The sequence below is a fragment of the Pseudomonas sp. UFMG81 genome (assembly GCF_015354575.1).
Lineage (GTDB): Bacteria > Pseudomonadota > Gammaproteobacteria > Pseudomonadales > Pseudomonadaceae > Aquipseudomonas.
This window is the reverse complement of sequence record NZ_JACAFQ010000016.1, coordinates 87,331-106,347: the sequence shown is the minus strand read 5'-3', so window position 1 is coordinate 106,347 and position 19,017 is coordinate 87,331. Positions and strand designations below refer to the sequence as shown.

Annotated in this window: 16 protein-coding genes; 12 read left to right on the top strand and 4 right to left on the bottom strand. The window is 64.2% G+C overall.

Features of this window, described 5'->3' with window-relative positions:
• Positions 1 to 159: 159 nt before the first annotated feature.
• Positions 160 to 546, top strand: a complete 387-nt coding sequence (locus IX761_RS14745; protein WP_194790301.1) for a polymorphic toxin type 44 domain-containing protein — start codon at positions 160 to 162, stop codon at positions 544 to 546.
• Positions 524 to 958, top strand: a complete 435-nt coding sequence (locus IX761_RS14740) for a hypothetical protein (RefSeq protein WP_194790300.1) — start codon at positions 524 to 526, stop codon at positions 956 to 958. The genes IX761_RS14745 and IX761_RS14740 overlap by 23 nt, the downstream gene beginning before the upstream one ends.
• Before the next feature lie 36 nt (positions 959 to 994).
• Here IX761_RS14740 and speA read toward each other — a convergent pair whose 3' ends face one another.
• The 4 genes from speA to IX761_RS14720 form a co-directional block, all read right to left on the bottom strand.
• Positions 995 to 2,908, bottom strand: a complete 1,914-nt coding sequence (speA, locus tag IX761_RS14735; RefSeq protein ID WP_194790299.1) for an arginine decarboxylase — start codon at positions 2,906 to 2,908, stop codon at positions 995 to 997.
• A 151-nt stretch (positions 2,909 to 3,059) separates the two neighbouring features.
• A complete protein-coding gene (locus IX761_RS14730; RefSeq protein ID WP_194790298.1) occupies positions 3,060 to 3,431 on the bottom strand; it encodes a translation initiation factor Sui1 in 372 nt (123 codons plus the stop codon).
• Positions 3,432 to 3,746: 315 nt separating this feature from the next.
• Positions 3,747 to 4,283, bottom strand: a complete 537-nt coding sequence (locus IX761_RS14725) for an NUDIX hydrolase (RefSeq protein WP_194790297.1) — start codon at positions 4,281 to 4,283, stop codon at positions 3,747 to 3,749.
• A 1-nt stretch (position 4,284) separates the two neighbouring features.
• On the bottom strand, positions 4,285 to 5,352 hold the full coding sequence (locus IX761_RS14720) for a DUF2333 family protein (protein ID WP_194790296.1): 1,068 nt from the start codon (positions 5,350 to 5,352) through the stop codon (positions 4,285 to 4,287).
• Positions 5,353 to 5,600: 248 nt separating this feature from the next.
• Here IX761_RS14720 and IX761_RS14715 point away from each other — a divergent pair, with 248 nt between their 5' ends.
• From IX761_RS14715 to fis, 10 genes are all read left to right on the top strand, one after another.
• Positions 5,601 to 7,217: a response regulator gene (locus IX761_RS14715; RefSeq protein WP_194790295.1), complete on the top strand. Its 1,617-nt coding sequence runs from the start codon at positions 5,601 to 5,603 to the stop codon at positions 7,215 to 7,217.
• A gap of 285 nt (positions 7,218 to 7,502) precedes the next feature.
• Positions 7,503 to 9,464: a methyl-accepting chemotaxis protein gene (locus tag IX761_RS14710; RefSeq protein WP_194790294.1), complete on the top strand. Its 1,962-nt coding sequence runs from the start codon at positions 7,503 to 7,505 to the stop codon at positions 9,462 to 9,464.
• Positions 9,465 to 9,671: 207 nt separating this feature from the next.
• Positions 9,672 to 11,429, top strand: a complete 1,758-nt coding sequence (locus IX761_RS14705; RefSeq protein WP_194790293.1) for a protein-disulfide reductase DsbD — start codon at positions 9,672 to 9,674, stop codon at positions 11,427 to 11,429.
• Positions 11,430 to 11,606: 177 nt separating this feature from the next.
• A complete protein-coding gene (aroQ, locus tag IX761_RS14700; RefSeq protein WP_011535870.1) occupies positions 11,607 to 12,059 on the top strand; it encodes a type II 3-dehydroquinate dehydratase in 453 nt (150 codons plus the stop codon).
• 98 nt (positions 12,060 to 12,157) lie between these two features.
• Positions 12,158 to 12,619: an acetyl-CoA carboxylase biotin carboxyl carrier protein gene (gene accB / locus IX761_RS14695; RefSeq protein WP_194790292.1), complete on the top strand. Its 462-nt coding sequence runs from the start codon at positions 12,158 to 12,160 to the stop codon at positions 12,617 to 12,619.
• Between the two features lie 17 nt (positions 12,620 to 12,636).
• Positions 12,637 to 13,992, top strand: coding sequence for an acetyl-CoA carboxylase biotin carboxylase subunit (gene accC, locus IX761_RS14690; RefSeq protein WP_194790291.1), 1,356 nt, complete (start codon positions 12,637 to 12,639; stop codon positions 13,990 to 13,992).
• Between the two features lie 1,236 nt (positions 13,993 to 15,228).
• On the top strand, positions 15,229 to 16,107 hold the full coding sequence (prmA, locus tag IX761_RS14685) for a 50S ribosomal protein L11 methyltransferase (protein WP_194790290.1): 879 nt from the start codon (positions 15,229 to 15,231) through the stop codon (positions 16,105 to 16,107).
• Between the two features lie 42 nt (positions 16,108 to 16,149).
• On the top strand, positions 16,150 to 17,478 hold the full coding sequence (locus IX761_RS14680; protein ID WP_194790289.1) for a DUF3426 domain-containing protein: 1,329 nt from the start codon (positions 16,150 to 16,152) through the stop codon (positions 17,476 to 17,478).
• A 176-nt stretch (positions 17,479 to 17,654) separates the two neighbouring features.
• The gene (gene dusB, locus IX761_RS14675) at positions 17,655 to 18,668 is read left to right on the top strand and encodes a tRNA dihydrouridine synthase DusB (RefSeq protein ID WP_194790288.1); all 1,014 of its coding nucleotides are present in this window, start codon (positions 17,655 to 17,657) and stop codon (positions 18,666 to 18,668) included.
• Complete coding sequence (gene fis, locus IX761_RS14670; RefSeq protein WP_011535876.1) at positions 18,665 to 18,985, top strand: DNA-binding transcriptional regulator Fis; 321 nt, start codon at positions 18,665 to 18,667, stop codon at positions 18,983 to 18,985. Before dusB ends, fis begins: the two co-directional genes overlap by 4 nt.
• Positions 18,986 to 19,017: the final 32 nt, after the last annotated feature.

Genomic DNA, 19,017 nt, shown 5'->3' with positions numbered 1-19,017 from the left:
ACCCTGGGGTGGGTGGGGTGGCGGTTGTTGCTCAAGGGGCAGTGGGTGTAACACCAAACAAACTGCAATGAATATTGCCTTGACTCGTGCACGCATGAAGCTCAAAACACAAGTCCCACGGAGGGGGTCACTTTCTAGAAACTTGAGCAAGGAGCCACTATGTACCCTCCACCAGCCCCGTCAGGCGTATCCATTACCAGTAATCTCCACTCAGCCAGCATGGAAAGGAATTACTTCAAGAACGGTGGTACTGCATTTCTCTTTTCGTGGTTTTATAACAAAGTACGCAATCGCGGCGAATGGGATTACAAGCAATACGGTCGTCAGTACGAAGCATTTGGAAATTTCAATTACGGTGCATGTGGGACGGCAGCAGGCATTTCACCAGATGTTTTGTTGAGGGGTGCGGGATGGGCCCAAGGGCGTGCAGGCACAAGCAATCCATCTTTCGGTAACTGGTGGGGGGATGTGCCTTTTGGCGATGACCCGAGCGACCAGGAGTGGATCAAGGCGGGTATCGACTATGCAAAATCGTTGGGCTACTAAATGGGTGACCGGAGTATTGGGGCTACTGGCGCTGGCCCAAGCCTTGTGGATCTGGCATCCAGCCGCAGTACCCAGCTTGGACAAGCTGGAGCATTCCACCCCCATCGGCACCCACGGCGCGATCTATGAAGTACTGAGCAATAGTGGTGGCGCAACTACACCGCTGACATACCTGTACTTCATCGCCGACCGCCAGGACAACGAGCAACTGATACTGGATGACCTTCGCAACCGCTCGCCTTTCCTGATTACAAAACAAGCAGGTGCTATTCAGAAAGTGGAAGGTTTGAAAGTACAGGTTCGAACCCATGACACCGTCTATCGATACTCAAGCGTGGCGTTCTTGAAAGAGGATGGAGAAGCGCTTCCCATCATCATCGAGCTCACCGCAACGAATGATGCAGCGCCATAAAACGAAAGGGGCCGCTTAGCGGCCCCTTTGCTCATGTCAGGAGGACAAGTACGAAGACCGGGTCAGCCCCAACCGCAGCGCATCGAGGAACTGGGTCCGCTCCCGCGCAGTGATCCGGGCGCTGGCCACCTTGTCGCGGTAGTGAGTCATCAACTCCTCCGGCGACAGGTGCACGTAGCGCAGCATGTCCTCGATGGTGTCGTGGGTCTCGATACCGGCGTGGTACACGCTGCCATCGGCGTTCTGGTAGATGTTCACCGAGTCGGTGTCACCGAACAGGTTGTGCATGTCACCCAGGATTTCCTGGTAGGCACCCACCAGGAACACGCCCAGCAGGTAGTCCTCCCCCTCCTTGACCGCATGCACCGGCATACTGGTCTCGATGCTCTGCTCGTCGACGTACTGGTTGATCTTGCCGTCGGAGTCGCAGGTCAGGTCCTGCAGCACGGCGCGGCGCATCGGCTCTTCGTCCAGGCGGTGCAGCGGGATGATCGGCAGCACCTGGCCGATAGCCCAGGTGTCCGGCAGGCTCTGGAACACCGAGAAGTTGCAGATGTACTTGTCGGCCAGCTTGTCGTTGAGCTCGTCCAGCACCTGGCGGTGCGAGCGCTGACGGGCCTTGAGCGAGTTGTGCAGGCGGCGGCACACGGCGAAGTAGCACTGCTCGGCCAGGGCTTTCTCGGCCAGGGTCAGCTTGCCATCGGCATACTGTGCTGCCACATCGCCCATGTAGTGGGTGGCGCGCCAGTACGTTTCGGTGACCATCTCGATGTCGGTCGGGCCCAGCAGGTCGGCCAGCCACTGCACGGTCTCGGGCAGGCTTTCCTTGTTCTCGATGGTCGGCACGTCGTCGTTGTGTTTCTCGACGTCGGTCACCTGGATCACCAGCATGGCGTGGTGCGCGGTCAGCGAACGGCCGCTCTCGGAGAAGATGTGCGGGTGCGGCAGGCCCTGCGCGTCGCAGAACTCCTTGAGCATGCCCACCACCACGCCAGCGTAGTCGTCCATGTCGTAGTTGATCGAGCTGGCGTTGCGCGAGTGGGTGCCGTCGTAGTCGACGCCCAGGCCACCGCCAACGTCGATGTGATCGACCGGCAGGCCCAGGGCACGCAGCTCGCCGTAGTAACGGATGGCTTCCTTGAAGCCGTGCTGGTAGTCGGCCAGGTTGGCGATCTGCGAGCCCATGTGGAAGTGCAGCAGGCGGATGCCCTGGTCGAGCCCGGCGTCGCGGAAGCGCTGCACCACCGAGATCAGCTGGGCGGCGGACAGGCCGAACTTGGACTTCTCGCCCCCGGTGTCGGCCCACTTGCTCGACGCCAGCGACGACAGGCGCACGCGCAGGCCGACCTGTGGCTTGACCTTCAGGTCCGCGGCTTCCTCGATCACCAGCCCGACCTCGGACTCCTTCTCGATGACGATGAACACGTTGTGGCCCAGCTTCTGGCCCATCAGTGCCAGGCGGATGAACTCACGGTCCTTGTAGCCGTTGCAGACGATGGTGCCGCCCTTGGGGGCCAGCGCCAGCACCGCCAGCAGCTCGGGCTTGGAGCCGGCTTCCAGGCCGATGGAGACGTTCTGGGTGGCGATGATGTTCTCTACCACCGCTTCCTGCTGGTTGACCTTGATCGGGTACAGCGCGGTGTACTGGCTCTGGTACTCCAGGCGCGCGATGTTGGCGTCGAAGGCGCCGGTCAGCTGGCGCACGCGGTCTTGCAGGATGTCCGGGAAGCGCACCAGCAGCGGCAGCGACAGGCCGCTCTGGCGCAGTTCCTGAACCTGCTCGAAGAGGTCGATCGGCGCGCTGGCCGGGCCGTTGGGGCGCACTTCGACGCGCCCGGCTTCATTGATGGCGAAGTAACCAGCGCCCCAATGGCGGATGCCATAAACACTGCGGCTGTCGGCCACGGTCCACTGGCTACCATCGTCTTTGCGTGTGCGTCGTACGGACATTCAAGTCCCCTATAGGTAAGTCTGAGACACTGCCCCGCCTGGGGCGGGCGCAGTGTAGAAGCTGAAAATGACGATTCGTCCATGCCCGTGGGTAGACCCCAGGCACGCAACCGAGTTTAGAAAGCACTGGGCGAAAAATCCCGTGACGGCCTCAGCCGCCGGACTTCTTCGCCTTGAAACCCTGTTTGATCAGCTCGCCGAGCAACAGCTCGACATGGTCGCCCTGGATCTCGATGACCCCGTCCTTGAGCGCGCCGCCGGTGCCGCAGCGACGCTTGAGCGTGCTGGCGAGCTCCTTGAGCTGGTCGAAGGGCAGCGGCACGCCGGTGATGGTGGTGACGGTCTTGCCGCCCCGCCCTTTGCTTTCACGACGCACACGGGCGATGCCATCGCCTTCGGCGATGACCTGCTGGCTGCAGATGCAGGCGTCCACCGGCTTGCCACAGTCAGGGCAGTGCCGACCGGCATCGGTGGAGTAGACGAGACCGCCAAGGGCGGAGAAGGAAGAAGCTTTCTTGGCCACTTTTGTTCCTCGGTGCTGAGGACAAAAACTGGTCGGCGGGTGCCGACCGCGAAGCCCCACTCTGGCAGGGGCGGCGCTACTGCCACAAGGTTGTGCGGCAGCCCGAAAAGGGCGCGCAGTGTAACGATAAAACCGGCGCTTGCTAAGTACAGGAATGCGCCAATTTAAGGGTAATTTGCGACCCTTGAGATCCCTGGGGCTGCTATGCAGCCCTTTCGCGGCACAAGGCCGCTCCTACAGAGGATTTGCATACCCCTGTAGGAGCGGCCTTGTGCCGCGAAAGGGGCGCAAAGCGCCACCAGGAAATCCAGGCCATTACCCTTGGCTGGCCTTGTAGCGCTGCAACGCCGCCAACGAATCCGGGCAGTACGCAAGCTTCGCGCTCTCCTGCTCGGCCTGCTCCATGCTGATGAACCTGGCCTCACTGACCTCTTCCGGCTGCAAGCGCAACGGCCCGTCCCACACGGCCGAAAACACCGCGCACCACAGCCGGTTGTCGGGTTGCTCGAAGTAGAAGGTCTCGTGGAAACGCAGCTCGACGCCGCTCACGCCCAGTTCTTCCTCGAGCTCGCGGGCCGCGGAGGCGGCATAGCCTTCGTCAACCCCGACCATGCCGCCCGCCGCCACATCCCAGTACCCGGGATACAGCGCCTTGCTCAAGGTGCGTCGATGCACGCACAACTCACCGTGGCTGTTGAACAGCAGAATGAACGTGCAGCGGCCGATCAGGCCGCGCTCACGCAGCTCGGCCCTGGGCAGGGCGCCGAGTGGCTGGTCATGATCGTCGACCCAGGCCACCAGTTCGGCGTCGGAGGCCGCGCGGTGCGCGACCTCGGCGGGGGTGATGGGCATATCAGCCTTGCGACAGCAGCTGGCGCAGGTCGATGACCGCGGCGTTGGCTCGGGATATGTAGTTGGCCATCACCAGCGAGTGGTTGGCCCACATGCCAAAGCCGCTGCCGTTGAGCACCATCGGGCTCCACAGCGCTTCCTGCGAGGCTTCCAGCTCGCGAATGATCTGCCGCACGCTGACCGTGGCGTTCTTCTTCGCCAGCACGTCGGCGAAGTCGACCTCGATGGCGCGCAGCAGGTGCGACAGCGCCCAGGCCTGGCCGCGGGCTTCGTAGAACACGTTGTCGATCTGCAGCCAAGGCGTCTCGACCACTTCCTCGTCGACCTGTGGCGCCTGGCCCGGGGCTACCGCCTCGGTCTTCAGGGTGTTGTTGAGCTTGACCCGGCCAACGCTGGCCGACAGCCGCTGCGACAGCGAGCCCAGGCGGGTGGCGACATCGCCCAGCCAGTTGTTCAGGTTGTCGGCGCGGGTATAGAAGATCGCGCCTTGATCACCCTTGGCCAGGCGAACCTGGTAGCGGTTCAGCGACTTGATGCCCTCTTCGAACTCCGACTCGCTGGACGGCAGGATCCAGCTCTTGTTGTCGAAGTTGAAGCGCGGCTCGGCCTTGGCCAGGTCGGCGTCTTCGGTGGACTGCGACTGCGAGCGGGCGAAGTCCTTGCGCAACGCGCGGGACAGGTCGCGCACCTGCACCAGCACGCCGTACTCCCAGCTCGGCATGTTGTCCATCCACAGCCCTGGCGGGAAGCGGTCGTTGGAGATGTAGCCGCCGGGCTTGTCGAGCAGCGTGCCGGCGACGGTCTTGAGGGTTTCGACGGTGGTGTAGCCCACCACCATCTGCTGGCCGTTGCGCTCGGCAGCGGCCTGGGCATTCTGCTGCACCGGGAACAGGTCGGGCTCTTCGCTCCAGTACCAGCCCAGGCCGATGCAGACCAACAGGTACAGGCCGATCAGCGTGCCCAGGGCGCGGCTCCAGAGGCCGCCGAGGTAGCTACGGGTGGCCGAGCCACGGGTTTCGACCCGTTCGCGAGGCTCGGCGTTGGCCTCACGGTTTTTCCAATCCAGCATGGCGTTGTCCTTGATCAGTCGAGACGGTACAGGGCTTGGACCACCAGCCTTGGCCAGGGTGCCACGGCAAGCCCGCGTGGCAGCACTATAAAGCAGACCTCGCCATTCGTATAAGCGACCATCGAGTCAGCAACTGAATATTCGTCCCTGAACACTTTGTTGACCCCAGGCACTCGCTTGTCGGAAAAGCGGTGCTAGCATAGAGCCATCATCGAACCTGCACCCCACCCCTAATAAGTAGTCAGGACATGACCGAATCAGCCGAGCCGAGCCACGAGCGCCTCAAGCAGCATTTCGCCCAGCGAGTCATCCACCAGGCCCGGCAGATCCTCGAGATCTGGCAGCGCTTGCAGCGCGGCGAATGGTCCAACGGCGACCTGGGCGAACTGTGCGAGGCCAACCTGCGCCTGCAACGCTACGCCGAACGCTTCGAGCAACCCGAGCACGGCAGCCTGTCCACCGCCATCGGCCAGACCCTGCGCGCCATCGAGGCCAACAGCGCACGGCTCAACTCCGACCTGATCAGCGAACTCAACCGCCTGATGCAGCGCCTGTCGCGCACCGGCCTGCGCAAGGGCGACCAGCTCGACAGCGTGCCCCTGCCGCCGCTGCGCAAGCCGGTGTACATCGTCCTGCAGGACCATGACCGCGCCGAGCGCCTGGCCCAGCAGCTGGAGTTCTTCGGCTTGAGCGTGCAGGCCCTGTACAGCGCCGATGCCTTTCGCGCGTCGATGAGCGAACGCCTGCCCTCGGCGATCATCATGGATGTCGACTTCAGCGGCCCGGGCGTCGGCCTGCAACTGGCGGCCCAGGCCCAGCAGGGCCTGGAGCAGCACATCCCGCTGCTGTTCTTCAGCCTGCACGAAACCGACACCATGACCCGCCTGGCCGCGGTACGCGCCGGTGGCCAGGAATTCCTTACCGGTACGCTGGAAGCCTCCAGCCTGCTGGAGAAGGTCGAACTGCTGACCAGCGCCGCCCAGTACGAACCGTTTCGCGTGCTGGTGATCGACGACTCCCGGGCCCAGGCGCTGCACACCGAACGCCTGCTCAACAGCGCCGGGATCATCACCCGCACCCTCACCGAACCGATCCGCACCATGAGCGAGCTGGCGGACTTCCAGCCCGACCTGATCATTCTCGACCTGTACATGCCCGCCTGCACCGGCCCGGAGCTGGCCAAGGTGATCCGCCACAACGACCGCTACGTCAGCGTGCCGATCATCTACCTGTCGGCCGAGGACGACCTGGACAAACAACTCGACGCCATGAGCGAAGGCGGCGACGACTTCCTCACCAAGCCGATCCGTTCGCGCCAGCTGATCACCACCGTGCGCAACCGCGCCGCGCGCGCCCGCCACCTCAAAGCGCGGATGGTCCGCGACAGCCTCACTGGGCTGTACAACCACACCCATATCCTGCAACTGCTCGAGGATTGCAGCTTCCGCGCCCGGCGCGAGGAGCAGCCGTTGAGCTTCGCCATGCTCGACATCGACCATTTCAAGAAAATCAACGACCGCCACGGCCACCCCATGGGCGACCGGGTGATCAAGAGCCTGGCGCTGTTTCTCAAGCAACGCCTGCGCAAGACCGATTTCATCGGCCGTTATGGCGGCGAAGAGTTCGCCATCGTCATGCCCAACACGGGGTTGGAAGCGGCGCACAAGGTGCTCGACGAAATCCGCCGACGCTTCGCCGAGATCCACTACCCGGCGCAACCGCACGACCTGCAATGCACCTTCAGCGGTGGCGTGGTGCAGCTCGACGAGCAGCTCGACGCCCTGACCATGGCCAGCGCCGCGGACGAGGCGCTGTACCGGGCCAAGCACGCCGGGCGTAACTGCGTGGTGCGGGTCGATCCGTAGACGTTTGAAAGCAACATCGACCTGTGTAGGAGCGGCCTTGCCGGGGCGCCGGACCGGCCGGAAAGGGTCGCGAAGCGGCCCCCGATTTCAGCGTCGCTGCTGACATCGCCGGGGCCGCTCTGCGGCCCTTTCGCGACACAAGGCCGCTCCTACACAGGCCTTGCCACCCCATACCGGCACTACGCCACCTTTTTTTGGCGCCAACCCCGCGTCGTCATCACCGCGTCATAAAACCGCAATAACTTCAGGCGCCTACCTCCACTCCCCCGCAGGAAGTTCGCGGCTATGCGCCTGAAGTGGCTGACCAATTTCAACACCCTGTTGCTGGTAACCGTATGTATCGCCCTGGGCGCCACCCTGTGGTGGTCGCAGCGCGCGCTGGAGCGCCCCTACCAGCTGATGGAGCGCTACCTGGGCCTGTCGCAGCAGTTCCAGAACGACGCCGCGCGCAACACCCAGGCCTACCTGGCCAGCGGCGATGCCCTGCGCCACGCCGCCGCCGTGGAGGCCAACAAGCAGCTGCAGGCCGCACTGGCGGACTGGCCCGACGACCTGTCGGCCAAGCTGCGCCCGAGCCTCGACAGCCTGCAAGCCTTCACCGCCAACGAACTACTGGCCGCCGGCAAGCTGGCAGGCGACCCGCAAGCCCTGCTGCTGCAAGCCGAGCGCGAGCTGGGCGCCAACTTCGAGCAGTTGGCCAACTACGCCCGCGACAGCGGCAGTGCTGAGGCCGGCCACTACCTGGCGCCACTGATGGACGCCACCCTGCACCTGGGACGCCTGTCACTGGCCCGCGACAAGCTGGTCAGCAGCGGCCGCGCAGAGCTGGCCGACGAAGTGGATCGCGAACTGCAACTGATTGTCGCCCAAGCCCAGGCGATCGATGGCCTGCCGCTGCTGGGCGTGACCCGCGCCACCGAATCCAACGCCGACGACTTCGCCGCGATGATGGGCCTGGAATCCCAGGCCAGTGCGCAACAGGAAGACGTCGCCGTAAACCTCAAGCGCGAGCTGCATAGCCTGCTCAACCGCTACCCCGCCGAGCTGCAACGCACCCGCGAACAGATCGAGCGCCGCACCGCCCTGGCCGCCAGCACCGGCGAGCGCCTCGACGCCGTGCAGCAAGCCATCGCCGGCCTGGAGCCAGAAGTACGTGCCCAGCACGGCCAGATTGCCGGCGAGGTGCGCATCATGCAGGGCGTGATGATTGGCCTGATCCTGCTGATCGCGCTGCTGATCGACACCCTGCAACGCCGCCTGGCGCGCACCCTGAGCAGCCTTGCCCCGGCGCTGTCACGCTGGGCCGAAGGCGACTTCGCCCAAGCCATCGAACTGGGCAGGACCAACCGCGAGCTGCACGACATCCAGGCATCGCTGAACCGCCTGCGCCAGTATCTGGTGGAGCTGGTCGGCACCCTGCGCCACAACGCCGAGCAGGTGTCCGGCAGCAGCCACGCCCTGGCCGGCATGAGCAGCGCCCTGCACGACGGCGCCGAACGCCAGGCCGGCGACACCGCGCAGATCCGCGACGCCCTGGGCGAACTGGAGGCGACCATCCAGCAGGTGGCCGGCGATGCCAGTGCCGCCGCCGATGCCAGCCGCGACGCCGGGCGTGCGGTGGAACAAGGCCAGGCGGTGATCGGCCAGAGCCTGTCCGGGTTGCGCACATTGGTCGACGAGGTGCAGGGCAACGCGCGGATGATCGAGCAACTGGCCGAAGAGTCGGCCACCATCGGTGGTGTGCTGACAGTGATTCGCTCGATTGCCGAACAGACCAACCTGCTGGCGCTCAACGCTGCCATCGAAGCGGCCCGGGCCGGTGAAATGGGTCGAGGCTTCGCCGTGGTCGCCGACGAAGTGCGCTCGCTGGCCCAGCGCACCACCGGCGCCACCGGCGAGATCCAGGCGCTGATCGACCGCCTGCAACAGGCCGCCCGCGACTCGGTGGAGGGCATGCGCACCCAGCTGACGCATGCCGAGGCCACCGCCAGCCAGGCGCAGTCGGCCGATGGCGCGCTGGACGAGATCGTCAGCGCCATCCGCACCATTTCAGATACGGCGGTGCGGATTGCCGATGTGACTGCGCAACAGACCGGCGCGGTGAGCGAGATTCGCGATCACAGCGAGCGGATTCACGAACTGGGTGAGGACAACCTGCAACGCATTGGCGAAGGGCGAGAGCAGGGGGAGCAGTTGCTCAAGCTGGGTGGCGAGCTCAATACGGCGGTGCGCGCGTTCCGGCTCTGAGATCGGCGGCGCCTGTGCCGGCTCTTTCGCGGGTAAACCCGCTCCCACAGGTAATGTGCGAATCCTGTGGGAGCGGGCTTGCCCGCGAAGAGGCCCGCTCAGGCAACATGAAACCCAGCGGCCTTATGTCGCGATCAGCCCTCGCAAGGTCCCTTCCCCATCCAACTCCGCTATCATGCCCGCCAAGTTCCACCTCGCGAGTCCGCCATGCGCCGCCTGTTTTTCCTGCTGTTCCTGCTGCTGGCCAGCCCCGCCTTCGCTGCCGGCCTGCTCGACAACCGTCCCAGCGCCACCCTCGGCGCCGCCTCCAACAACGCCGACTTCCTGCCGGTGCACGAGGCCTTCAAGCTCAACCTGGTCCAGGCCGACGCCCAGTCCATCAAGCTGCGCTTCGTCGCCACCGACGGCTACTACCTGTACCGCCACCGCTTCCAGTTCCGCACGGAACCGGCGGACATCCGCCTCGGCACCCCCGACATCCCCAAGGGCGAAGCCAAGCACGACGAGTTCTTCGGCGATGTCGAGGTCTACCACGGCGTACTTGACATCGAACTGCCGCGCACCGACAAGCGCGCCTTCACCTTGCTGGTGGGTTACCAGGGCTGCGCCGACAAGGGCCTGTGCTACCCACCGGAAACCGCACGGCTGGACATCGAGGGCGAGGGCGGCATGCCCCCTGCCAGCGCTGAGCCGGGCTGGAACTGGAAATCCCTGGCGCTGTTCTTCCTCGCAGGCGTCGGCCTGACCTTCACGCCCTGCGTGCTGCCCATGCTGCCCATCCTGTCCGGCGTGGTGCTGCGTGGCCAGGTCGGTGGCCTGCGTGGCCTGTCGTTGTCGCTGGCCTATGTGCTGCCGATGGCGGCCAGCTTTGCCGTGCTGGGCGCGCTGATGGGCCTGTTCGGTGCCGGCCTGAACCTGCAGGCGCGCCTGCAGTCAGCCTGGGTGCTGGTGCCGTTCGCCGGGTTCTTCGTGCTGTTCGCGCTGGCCATGTTCGGCCTGTTCGACATCAAACTGCCCCAGGCACTGGGCAACCGCCTGGAGAAGGTCGCCAACCACACCCGCGGCGGCTCGCTGCTGGGTGCCGCGGTGCTGGGCGTGCTGTCGAGCCTGCTGGTTTCGCCTTGTGTGTCGGCACCGCTGGCCGGGGCGTTGCTGTACATCAGCGCCAGCGGCGATGCCTTGGGCGGCGCGCTGAAGCTGTTCGCCCTGGGCCTGGGCATGGGCGCCCCGCTGCTGCTGGTGGCCACCGGCGGCGCGGCCTGGCTACCCAAGAGCGGGCCTTGGATGAACACCGTGAAGAACGCCATCGGCGTGCTGCTGCTGGGCCTGGCCATCGGCCTGCTCAGCCGCGTGCTGCCAGGGCCGGCGACCCTGCTGCTGGTCGGTTTGCTGGCCGCTGGTGTGGCACTGTTCCTCGGCGCCCTGGAGTTCGTGGTCAAAACCCCGCGCCAGCGCTTGGCGCAGCTGCTTGGCCTGGCCCTGCTGGTCTACGCCCTGGCCTGCTGGTACGGTGCCTTGAGTGGCCAGGGCGACCCCCTGCGCCCGCTGCCCGCGCCGGTCGCGGCCACTGCCACAACGGCGGCGAAGACCGACGCCTGGCAGACCGTCACCACCCCGGAGGCCCTCGACGCCGCCCTGGCCGAGGCCAAGGCCACAGGCCAGCCGGTACTGCTCGACTGGTACGCCGACTGGTGCATCAGCTGCAAGGTGATCGAACACGAAGTGCTCAACGCCGAGCCGGTGACCGCGCAACTGGGGGCGTTCCGCCTGCTGCGCTTCGATATCACCCAAAGCAACGCCGAACAACGCGCCCTGCTTGACCGCTACCGCCTGTTTGGTCCGCCCGCGCTGATGTTCTTTGCGGCGAACGGCAGCGAAATGACCACCGATCGGGTCATCGGCGAGATAAACGCCGGCGATTTCGCGCAGGTATTGGCGCGCGTGCGCGGCCAACTCGGTCTATAACTTCCCGCGACCTTTGAAAAATCCCGTCACAAGTGACCAGAGTTAATCATCTGGTCACATACTTTGCGCGAATCTCGCTCATCGTGCTGGCTATTGCCGGGAACTGGACACTCATCGCCTGTTGCGGCATAGTCGCCGCGCTATGTCGAATTGCCCTACAAAACCAAGGAATCGCAGATGGCAACCCTACTGGTGCTGCACGGCCCCAACCTGAACCTGCTCGGCACGCGCGAGCCGGGCCACTATGGCGCGGCCACCCTCGCCCAGATCAATCAGGACCTGGAGCAGCGCGCCCGCGCCGCCGGCCATCATCTGCAATACCTGCAGAGCAATGCCGAATATGAATTGATCGACCGCATCCACGCCGCGCGCAACGAAGGCGTGGACTTCATCCTGATCAATCCGGCCGCTTTCACCCACACCAGCGTCGCATTACGTGACGCATTGCTCGCGGTGAGCATCCCATTCATCGAAGTGCACCTTTCCAACGTGCACAAACGCGAGCCGTTCCGTCATCACTCCTACTTCTCCGATGTCGCCGTAGGGGTGATCTGCGGCCTGGGCGCCACCGGTTACCGGTTGGCCCTGGAGTCTGCTTTGGAACACCTGGCTGCCAACGCACAGCCCTGATGACACAAAGCCTTGGCCCTGGGGCCGAGGCTCAGAAGAAACGTTTTCGACACGTTTTCAAATTAAGTCCCCGACCGAACCTTGGGAGTTGCTGATTAATGGATATCCGTAAAGTCAAAAAGCTGATCGAACTGCTGGAAGAGTCCGGCATCGACGAACTGGAGATCAAGGAAGGCGAAGAGTCCGTTCGCATCAGCCGTAACAGCAAGACCCCGGCCGCTCAACAGTACTACGCACCTGCTCCGATGGCCGCGCCTGTCGCCGCCCCGGTTGCCGCTGCTGCCGCCCCGGCCGCCGAAGCCGCTGCTGCCGCCCCAGCCCTCAAAGGCACCGTGGTTCGCTCGCCGATGGTCGGCACCTTCTACCGCAAACCATCGCCGACTTCGCCTAACTACGCCGAAGTGGGCCAGGCCGTGAAGAAAGGCGACACCCTGTGCATCGTCGAAGCCATGAAGATGATGAACCACATCGAATCCGATATCGGCGGTGTGATCGACGCCATCCTGGTAGAAGACGGCCAGCCGGTTGAGTTCGACCAGCCGCTGTTCACCATCGTTTGAACCGCGGAGAGCCAACGATGTCTGGGAAGCTCGAAAAAGTTCTGATCGCCAACCGCGGGGAAATTGCCCTGCGGATCCTGCGTGCCTGCAAAGAGCTGGGCATCAAGACCGTCGCCGTGCACTCCACGGCCGACCGTGAACTGATGCACCTGGGCCTGGCGGACGAATCGGTCTGCATCGGCCCTGCATCGTCCAAGGAATCCTACCTGCACATCCCGGCGATCATCGCCGCCGCCGAAGTGACAGGCGCCACCGCCATCCACCCGGGCTACGGCTTCCTCGCGGAAAACGCCGATTTCGCCGAGCAGGTGGAAAATTCCGGCTACATCTTCATCGGCCCTAAAGCCGACACCATCCGCCTGATGGGCGACAAGGTGTCGGCCAAGGACGCGATGATCAAGTCGGGCGTACCGACCGTGCCAGGCTCCGACGGCCCGCTGCCGGAAGACGAAGAAGTCGCCCTGGCAATCGCCCGTGACGTCGGCTACCCGGTGATCATCAAGGCCGCCGGTGGCGGTGGTGGTCGCGGCATGCGCGTGGTGCACAAGGAAGAAGACCTGATCGAATCGGCCAAGCTGACCCGCACCGAAGCCGGTGCTGCGTTCGGCAACCCGATGGTGTATCTCGAGAAGTTCCTGACCAACCCACGTCACGTGGAAGTGCAGGTCCTGTCCGACGGCCAGGGCAACGCCGTGCACCTGGGCGACCGCGACTGCTCGCTGCAGCGCCGTCACCAGAAGGTGCTGGAAGAAGCCCCGGCCCCGGGCATCGACGAGAAGGCCCGCCAGGAAGTCTTCAAGCGCTGCGTGGATGCGTGCATCGAGATCGGCTACCGCGGTGCCGGTACCTTCGAGTTCCTGTACGAGAACGGCCGTTTCTACTTCATCGAGATGAACACCCGCGTCCAGGTCGAGCACCCGGTCTCGGAAATGGTCACCGGCATCGACATCGTCAAGGAGATGCTCAGCATCGCCGCTGGCAACAAGCTGTCGTTCCGCCAGGAAGACGTGGTGATTCGTGGTCACTCGCTGGAGTGCCGGATCAACGCCGAAGACCCGAAGAAGTTCATCCCGAGCCCAGGCAAGGTCAAGCACTTCCACGCCCCGGGCGGCAACGGCGTGCGCGTCGATTCGCACCTGTACAGCGGTTATTCGGTGCCACCGAACTACGACTCGCTGATCGGCAAGCTGATCACCTACGGCAAGGACCGCGACGAAGCCATGGCGCGCATGCGCAATGCCCTCGACGAGATCGTCGTCGACGGCATCAAGACCAACATCCCGCTGCACCGCGACCTGGTGCGTGATGAAGGTTTCTGCAAAGGCGGCGTCAACATCCACTACCTCGAGCACAAACTGGCCAACCAGGAGTGATCGCGTTAGCGTGATGTATTGAAAACCCCGGCCCGTGCCGGGGTTTTTTTATGGGGGCGAGGTCGAGGTCGAGGTCGACTTTTAGCGTGTGGGTATTGGTATTGGGTGAATATCCATTGGCGATAGCGACGCTGACTCACCTTTTCGCCTTTACGGCGACCTTCTTTTGCACGCGGGCAAAAGAAGGCAAAAACCGCTTGCTCCATTCATACGGCCCCTACGCTTCGCTCCGGGGTTCCCTCACTCCGGCCTTGCTCCCGCGTGGACGCACCGAAGGGCCATCCATGGCCCATCGGTGCTCGATGGGCATCCATGCCCATCGCCCCGCTCCGCAAGTCCTACGTTCGGCCTCCTGAAGTCGCGTTTGGCGGTGACTGGACTATCGCGCGCTTAGAAGCAAGAGCAAGAGCAAGGGCAAGGGCAAGGGCAAGGGCAAGGGCAAGGGCAAGGGCAGCGAGTGTTCAATCGTTATTGATGTGCTGTTTGGAATGGCCTCATCGCCGGCAAGCCGGCTCCCACAGTTACCGCGAAAATTTCGAGTTCAGCGCAGTACCTGTGGGAGCTGCGGTTCGCCGCTGCGGCTTGCCAGCGATTGCAATTTGAAGTTCAACAAAATAATCAACTAGCGACAGCTGCGCCAATATAGGCGCCGCCCCTAACTTCGCGACTTCAGGAGGCCGATCGGAGGGCTTGCGGAGGGAGGCGACGGGCATGGATGCCCGTCGAGCACCGATGGGCCATGGATGGCCCTTCGGTGCGTACTCCCGGGAGCAAGACCGGAGTGAGGGAACCCCGGAGCGAAGCGCAGGGGCCGTATGAATGGAGCGAGGATTTTTTGGTAACTTTTTGATCCTTCAAAAAGTTACCCGCCGTAAGGGCGGAAAGGTGAATAAGCGTCAACAAAGCAAATGGATATGCTCACACCCCTCACACCCCTCACAACCAAATAACCAAATAACCAAATAACCAAATAACCAAATAACCAAATAACCAAATAACCAAATAACCAAATAACCAAATAAGCAAATAAGCAAATAAGCAAATAAGCAAATAAGCACGTCATCAGGAAGACAGAGCAAGCCTCCACCCTAGCGAGCAACGGCAACCACACACCAGTATCTATTGCTGGAGCCATACTCTCGCCACCCGTCTCCCTTTTACCGCCCGCCTGACGTAAACTGGCGCCCTTTCGCGCAGCCTCGGGCTGCCCCTGTCGATTTACCAAAGGTGCCCGCCATGCCCTGGCTGCAAGTACGCCTGGCCATCAGCCCGGAACAAGCCGAAACCTACGAAGATGCCCTGCTGGAAGTGGGCGCTGTCTCGGTGACCTTCATGGACGCCGAAGACCAGCCGATCTTCGAACCGGACCTCAACACCACCCCGCTGTGGTCGCACACCCACCTGCTGGCCTTGTTCGAGGCCGACACCCAGCCCGACGCGGTGTTCGCCCACCTGACCCTGCTCACCGGCAACGAACTGCCTGAGCACGAGGCCGAGGTGATCGAGGACCAGGACTGGGAGCGCAGCTGGATGGACGGTTTCCAGCCGATGCGCTTCGGCCAGCGCCTGTGGATCGTCCCGAGCTGGCACGAGGCCCCGGAAAAGGACGCGGTCAACCTGCTGCTCGACCCGGGCCTGGCCTTCGGCACCGGCACCCACCCCACCACCGCGCTGTGCCTGGAATGGCTCGACGGCCAACAGCTCACCGGCACTCAGGTGCTGGACTTCGGCTGCGGCTCGGGCATCCTCGCCATCGCCGCGCTGCTGCTGGGCGCCCGTGAAGCGATCGGCACCGACATCGACGTGCAGGCGCTGGAAGCCTCCCGCGACAACGCACAGCGCAACGGTATCGCCGACGCCACGTTCGCCCTCTACCTGCCCGAGCACATGCCGGCCATGCAGGCCGACGTGCTGGTCGCCAATATCCTGGCCGGCCCGCTGGTAGCGCTGGCGCCACAACTGTCTGGCCTGGTGCGCCCCGGTGGCCTGCTGGCGCTGTCGGGCATCCTCGCCGAACAGGGCGAGGAAGTGGCCGCCGCCTACGCTGCCGACTTCGACCTCGACCCGATCGTCGTGCGTGACGGCTGGGTACGAATCAGTGGTCGCCGCCGCTAAGCGCGCCTAGACTCAACACCTGCACAGCTCCCGGACCGCCGCATGACCGACAGTTTCGTCACCCAGTGCCCGCATTGCCAGACCAGCTTTCGCGTCACCCACCACCAGTTGAGTGTGGCGCGTGGCGTGGTGCGCTGCGGCCATTGCCTGCAGGTGTTCAATGCGGCCAAGCAACTGCTGGAGCAGACCCGTGCGGCCAGCGACGAGCCGGCAGCCCCACCAGCAGCGCCCGAACCCGTCGCCTCACCGCCCCCTGCCGCTCAGCCACTGGTCGAACCCCTGACACCGGCTGAAGACAGTTGGGCGGTGACCGCAGGCGAGCTGGACGCACTGGACCTCGACCAGGAGCTCGCACGCCTGGAACGGCGCAGCCCCGGCGACCGCCGCAAGACCGACGCCAAAGCCGCGCTGCATGCCCGTCGCGACGACGCGGCCGGCGACGAACCTGCCGACGAACTGTTCGGCACGGCCACCGACGAACGCCCCGTGCCTGAGCTGGAGCCCGAAGCGGCGCCCGTGCTGGTCGAACAGCAACCGCTGGAGCTTGAGCCCTTGGCCGACGAGCGCACCGAGCCCACGCTGGGCAGCGCCGACCTGGACCTGGATGACGAGCCAACAGGGCACCCTCAACCGCTCGCCGTGCACGTCGACGCCCCCCTCGAGCAGTTCTCCAGCCGTGACGAGCCGGTCCCGGAGCAAGGCTTGTCGGCGCTGGACGACGAAGTGCGCAGCGAACGCTTGTCGGCGCGCGATGACGATGAACCCGACGAACATGTCGAGCCGCGCCTGGAGCCGGCCCTGGCGCTCAAGCCGGAACGCTCGCGCAAGGAACCGCTGGTCGACGTGGTCGACGACCCGCTGCAACTGGGCTGGGAGAAACCCGCGCCAAACTGGGGCAAGCGCCTGCTGTGGGGCTTGCTGACGCTGCTGGCCGCCGGCCTGCTGGCCTTCCAGTACGTGTGGTACCACTTCGACGAGATGGCCCGCCAGGACCAGTACCGCCCGTGGTTCCAGCAGGTGTGCCCGATGATCGGCTGCGAGGTGCCGACCCGCGTCGACATCTCGCGGATCAAGAGCAGCAACCTGGTGGTGCGCAGCCACCCGGACTTCAAGGGCGCGCTGATCGTCGATGCGATCATCTACAACCGCGCCCCCTTCGCCCAGCCGTTCCCGCTGCTGGAGCTGCGCTTCGCCGACCTCAATGGCCAACTGATCGCCAGCCGCCGCTTCAAACCCAGCGAGTACCTCTCGGGCGAGCTGGCCGGGCGTGGCGAGATGCCCAGCCAGACCCCGATCCACATCGCCCTGGATATCCTCGACCCGGGGCCAAAGGCAGTGAACTACAGCCTGAGCTTCCGCTCACCGGAGTGATCCACGCCCGCCAGGCGCCGGTTCACCGGCGCCAACCCGTTGTTGCGAACCCCCGGGCATAACGCCGCAACTGTTCAGATTTTATCCAGATTCATCTTTATCCGGTCATCGAGAGCGGGTATCATGCCATCCCTTTTTCGAACTCCCATGATCCGGCCCCACAACAGGGAACACCTATGTCGGCGGTACGCATCGGCCCTTACACACTGCACAACAACCTGATCCTCGCGCCCATGGCCGGGGTCACGGACCAGCCCTTCCGCACGCTGTGCAAACGCCTGGGGGCGGGCATGGTGGTGTCGGAGATGGTCAGCAGCGACATGCGCCTGTGGAACAGCCGCAAGTCGAGCCTGCGCCGCATCCACGAAGGCGACCCCGAGCCCCGCTCGGTGCAGATCGCCGGCGGCGACGCGCAGATGATGGCCGAAGCGGCACGGGCGAACGTCGAGGCGGGCGCCCAGATCATCGACATCAACATGGGCTGTCCGGCGAAAAAAGTCTGCAACAAGGCCGCCGGCTCTGCTTTATTGAAAGACGAAGCCCTGGTCAGCGAGATCCTCCACGCCGTGGTCGGCGCGGTCGATGTGCCGGTCACTCTAAAGATCCGCACTGGCTGGGACCGGGCGAACAAGAACGGCCTGAACGTGGCGAAGATCGCCGAACAGGCCGGCATCCAGGCGCTGGCGGTGCATGGCCGCACCCGCGCCGACCTGTACACCGGTGACGCCGAGTACGACACCATCGCCGCGATCAAGCAGGCGGTGTCGATCCCGGTATTCGCCAACGGCGATATCACCTCGCCACAAAAGGCCCGGGCGGTGCTGGACGCCACCGGGGTCGACGGCCTGTTGATCGGCCGTGCCGCCCAGGGGCGGCCGTGGATTTTCCGCGAGATCGAGCATTACCTGCGTACGGGCGAGCAGCTGCCTGCCCCGGCGCTGGACGAAGTGGAACGCATTCTGCTGGAACACCTGGCCGCGTTGCATGCCTTCTATGGCGATGTGATGGGTGTGCGGATCGCCCGCAAGCACGTTGGCTGGTACCTGGCGACCCGACCTGGCGGCAAGGAGTTCCGCAGCCAGTTCAACGCGTTGCAAGACACACAAGCGCAGTGCGCCAACGTTCAGGCGTTTTTCGCCGAACGTCGACAGAGCCTTGGGACAGAGGACGAACAAGGGGTGGCCGCATGACGATGATGACCGAGACATTAGTGAGTGGAACAACGCCCGTGAGCGACAACGCCAACCTCAAGCAGCACCTGAACACGCCGAGCGAGGAGGGCCAAACGCTCCGCGACAGCGTCGAGAAGGCGCTGCACAACTACTTCGCCCACCTGGAAGGCGCTACCGTCACGGACGTGTACAACCTGGTGCTCTCCGAAGTCGAGGCGCCCCTGCTCGAATGCGTGATGAACTACGTCAAGGGCAACCAGACCAAGGCCAGCGAGATGCTCGGGCTCAACCGAGGCACGCTGCGCAAGAAGCTCAAGCAGTACGATCTGTTGTAAGCCAGAACCCCATACAGAAAAGGCGCTCATGC

What these genes read in the sequence shown, in the direction of transcription:
- IX761_RS14745 (WP_194790301.1), top strand. Translation starts at nt 160, where the DNA reads ATGTACCCTCCACCAGCCCCGTCAGGCGTATCCATTACCAGTAATCTC.
- IX761_RS14740 (WP_194790300.1), top strand. Translation starts at nt 524, where the DNA reads ATGCAAAATCGTTGGGCTACTAAATGGGTGACCGGAGTATTGGGGCTA.
- speA (WP_194790299.1), bottom strand. Translation starts at nt 2,908, where the DNA reads ATGTCCGTACGACGCACACGCAAAGACGATGGTAGCCAGTGGACCGTG.
- IX761_RS14725 (WP_194790297.1), bottom strand. Translation starts at nt 4,283, where the DNA reads ATGCCCATCACCCCCGCCGAGGTCGCGCACCGCGCGGCCTCCGACGCC.
- IX761_RS14720 (WP_194790296.1), bottom strand. Translation starts at nt 5,352, where the DNA reads ATGCTGGATTGGAAAAACCGTGAGGCCAACGCCGAGCCTCGCGAACGG.
- IX761_RS14715 (WP_194790295.1), top strand. Translation starts at nt 5,601, where the DNA reads ATGACCGAATCAGCCGAGCCGAGCCACGAGCGCCTCAAGCAGCATTTC.
- IX761_RS14710 (WP_194790294.1), top strand. Translation starts at nt 7,503, where the DNA reads ATGCGCCTGAAGTGGCTGACCAATTTCAACACCCTGTTGCTGGTAACC.
- IX761_RS14705 (WP_194790293.1), top strand. Translation starts at nt 9,672, where the DNA reads ATGCGCCGCCTGTTTTTCCTGCTGTTCCTGCTGCTGGCCAGCCCCGCC.
- aroQ (WP_011535870.1), top strand. Translation starts at nt 11,607, where the DNA reads ATGGCAACCCTACTGGTGCTGCACGGCCCCAACCTGAACCTGCTCGGC.
- accB (WP_194790292.1), top strand. Translation starts at nt 12,158, where the DNA reads ATGGATATCCGTAAAGTCAAAAAGCTGATCGAACTGCTGGAAGAGTCC.
- accC (WP_194790291.1), top strand. Translation starts at nt 12,637, where the DNA reads ATGTCTGGGAAGCTCGAAAAAGTTCTGATCGCCAACCGCGGGGAAATT.
- prmA (WP_194790290.1), top strand. Translation starts at nt 15,229, where the DNA reads ATGCCCTGGCTGCAAGTACGCCTGGCCATCAGCCCGGAACAAGCCGAA.
- IX761_RS14680 (WP_194790289.1), top strand. Translation starts at nt 16,150, where the DNA reads ATGACCGACAGTTTCGTCACCCAGTGCCCGCATTGCCAGACCAGCTTT.
- dusB (WP_194790288.1), top strand. Translation starts at nt 17,655, where the DNA reads ATGTCGGCGGTACGCATCGGCCCTTACACACTGCACAACAACCTGATC.
- fis (WP_011535876.1), top strand. Translation starts at nt 18,665, where the DNA reads ATGACGATGATGACCGAGACATTAGTGAGTGGAACAACGCCCGTGAGC.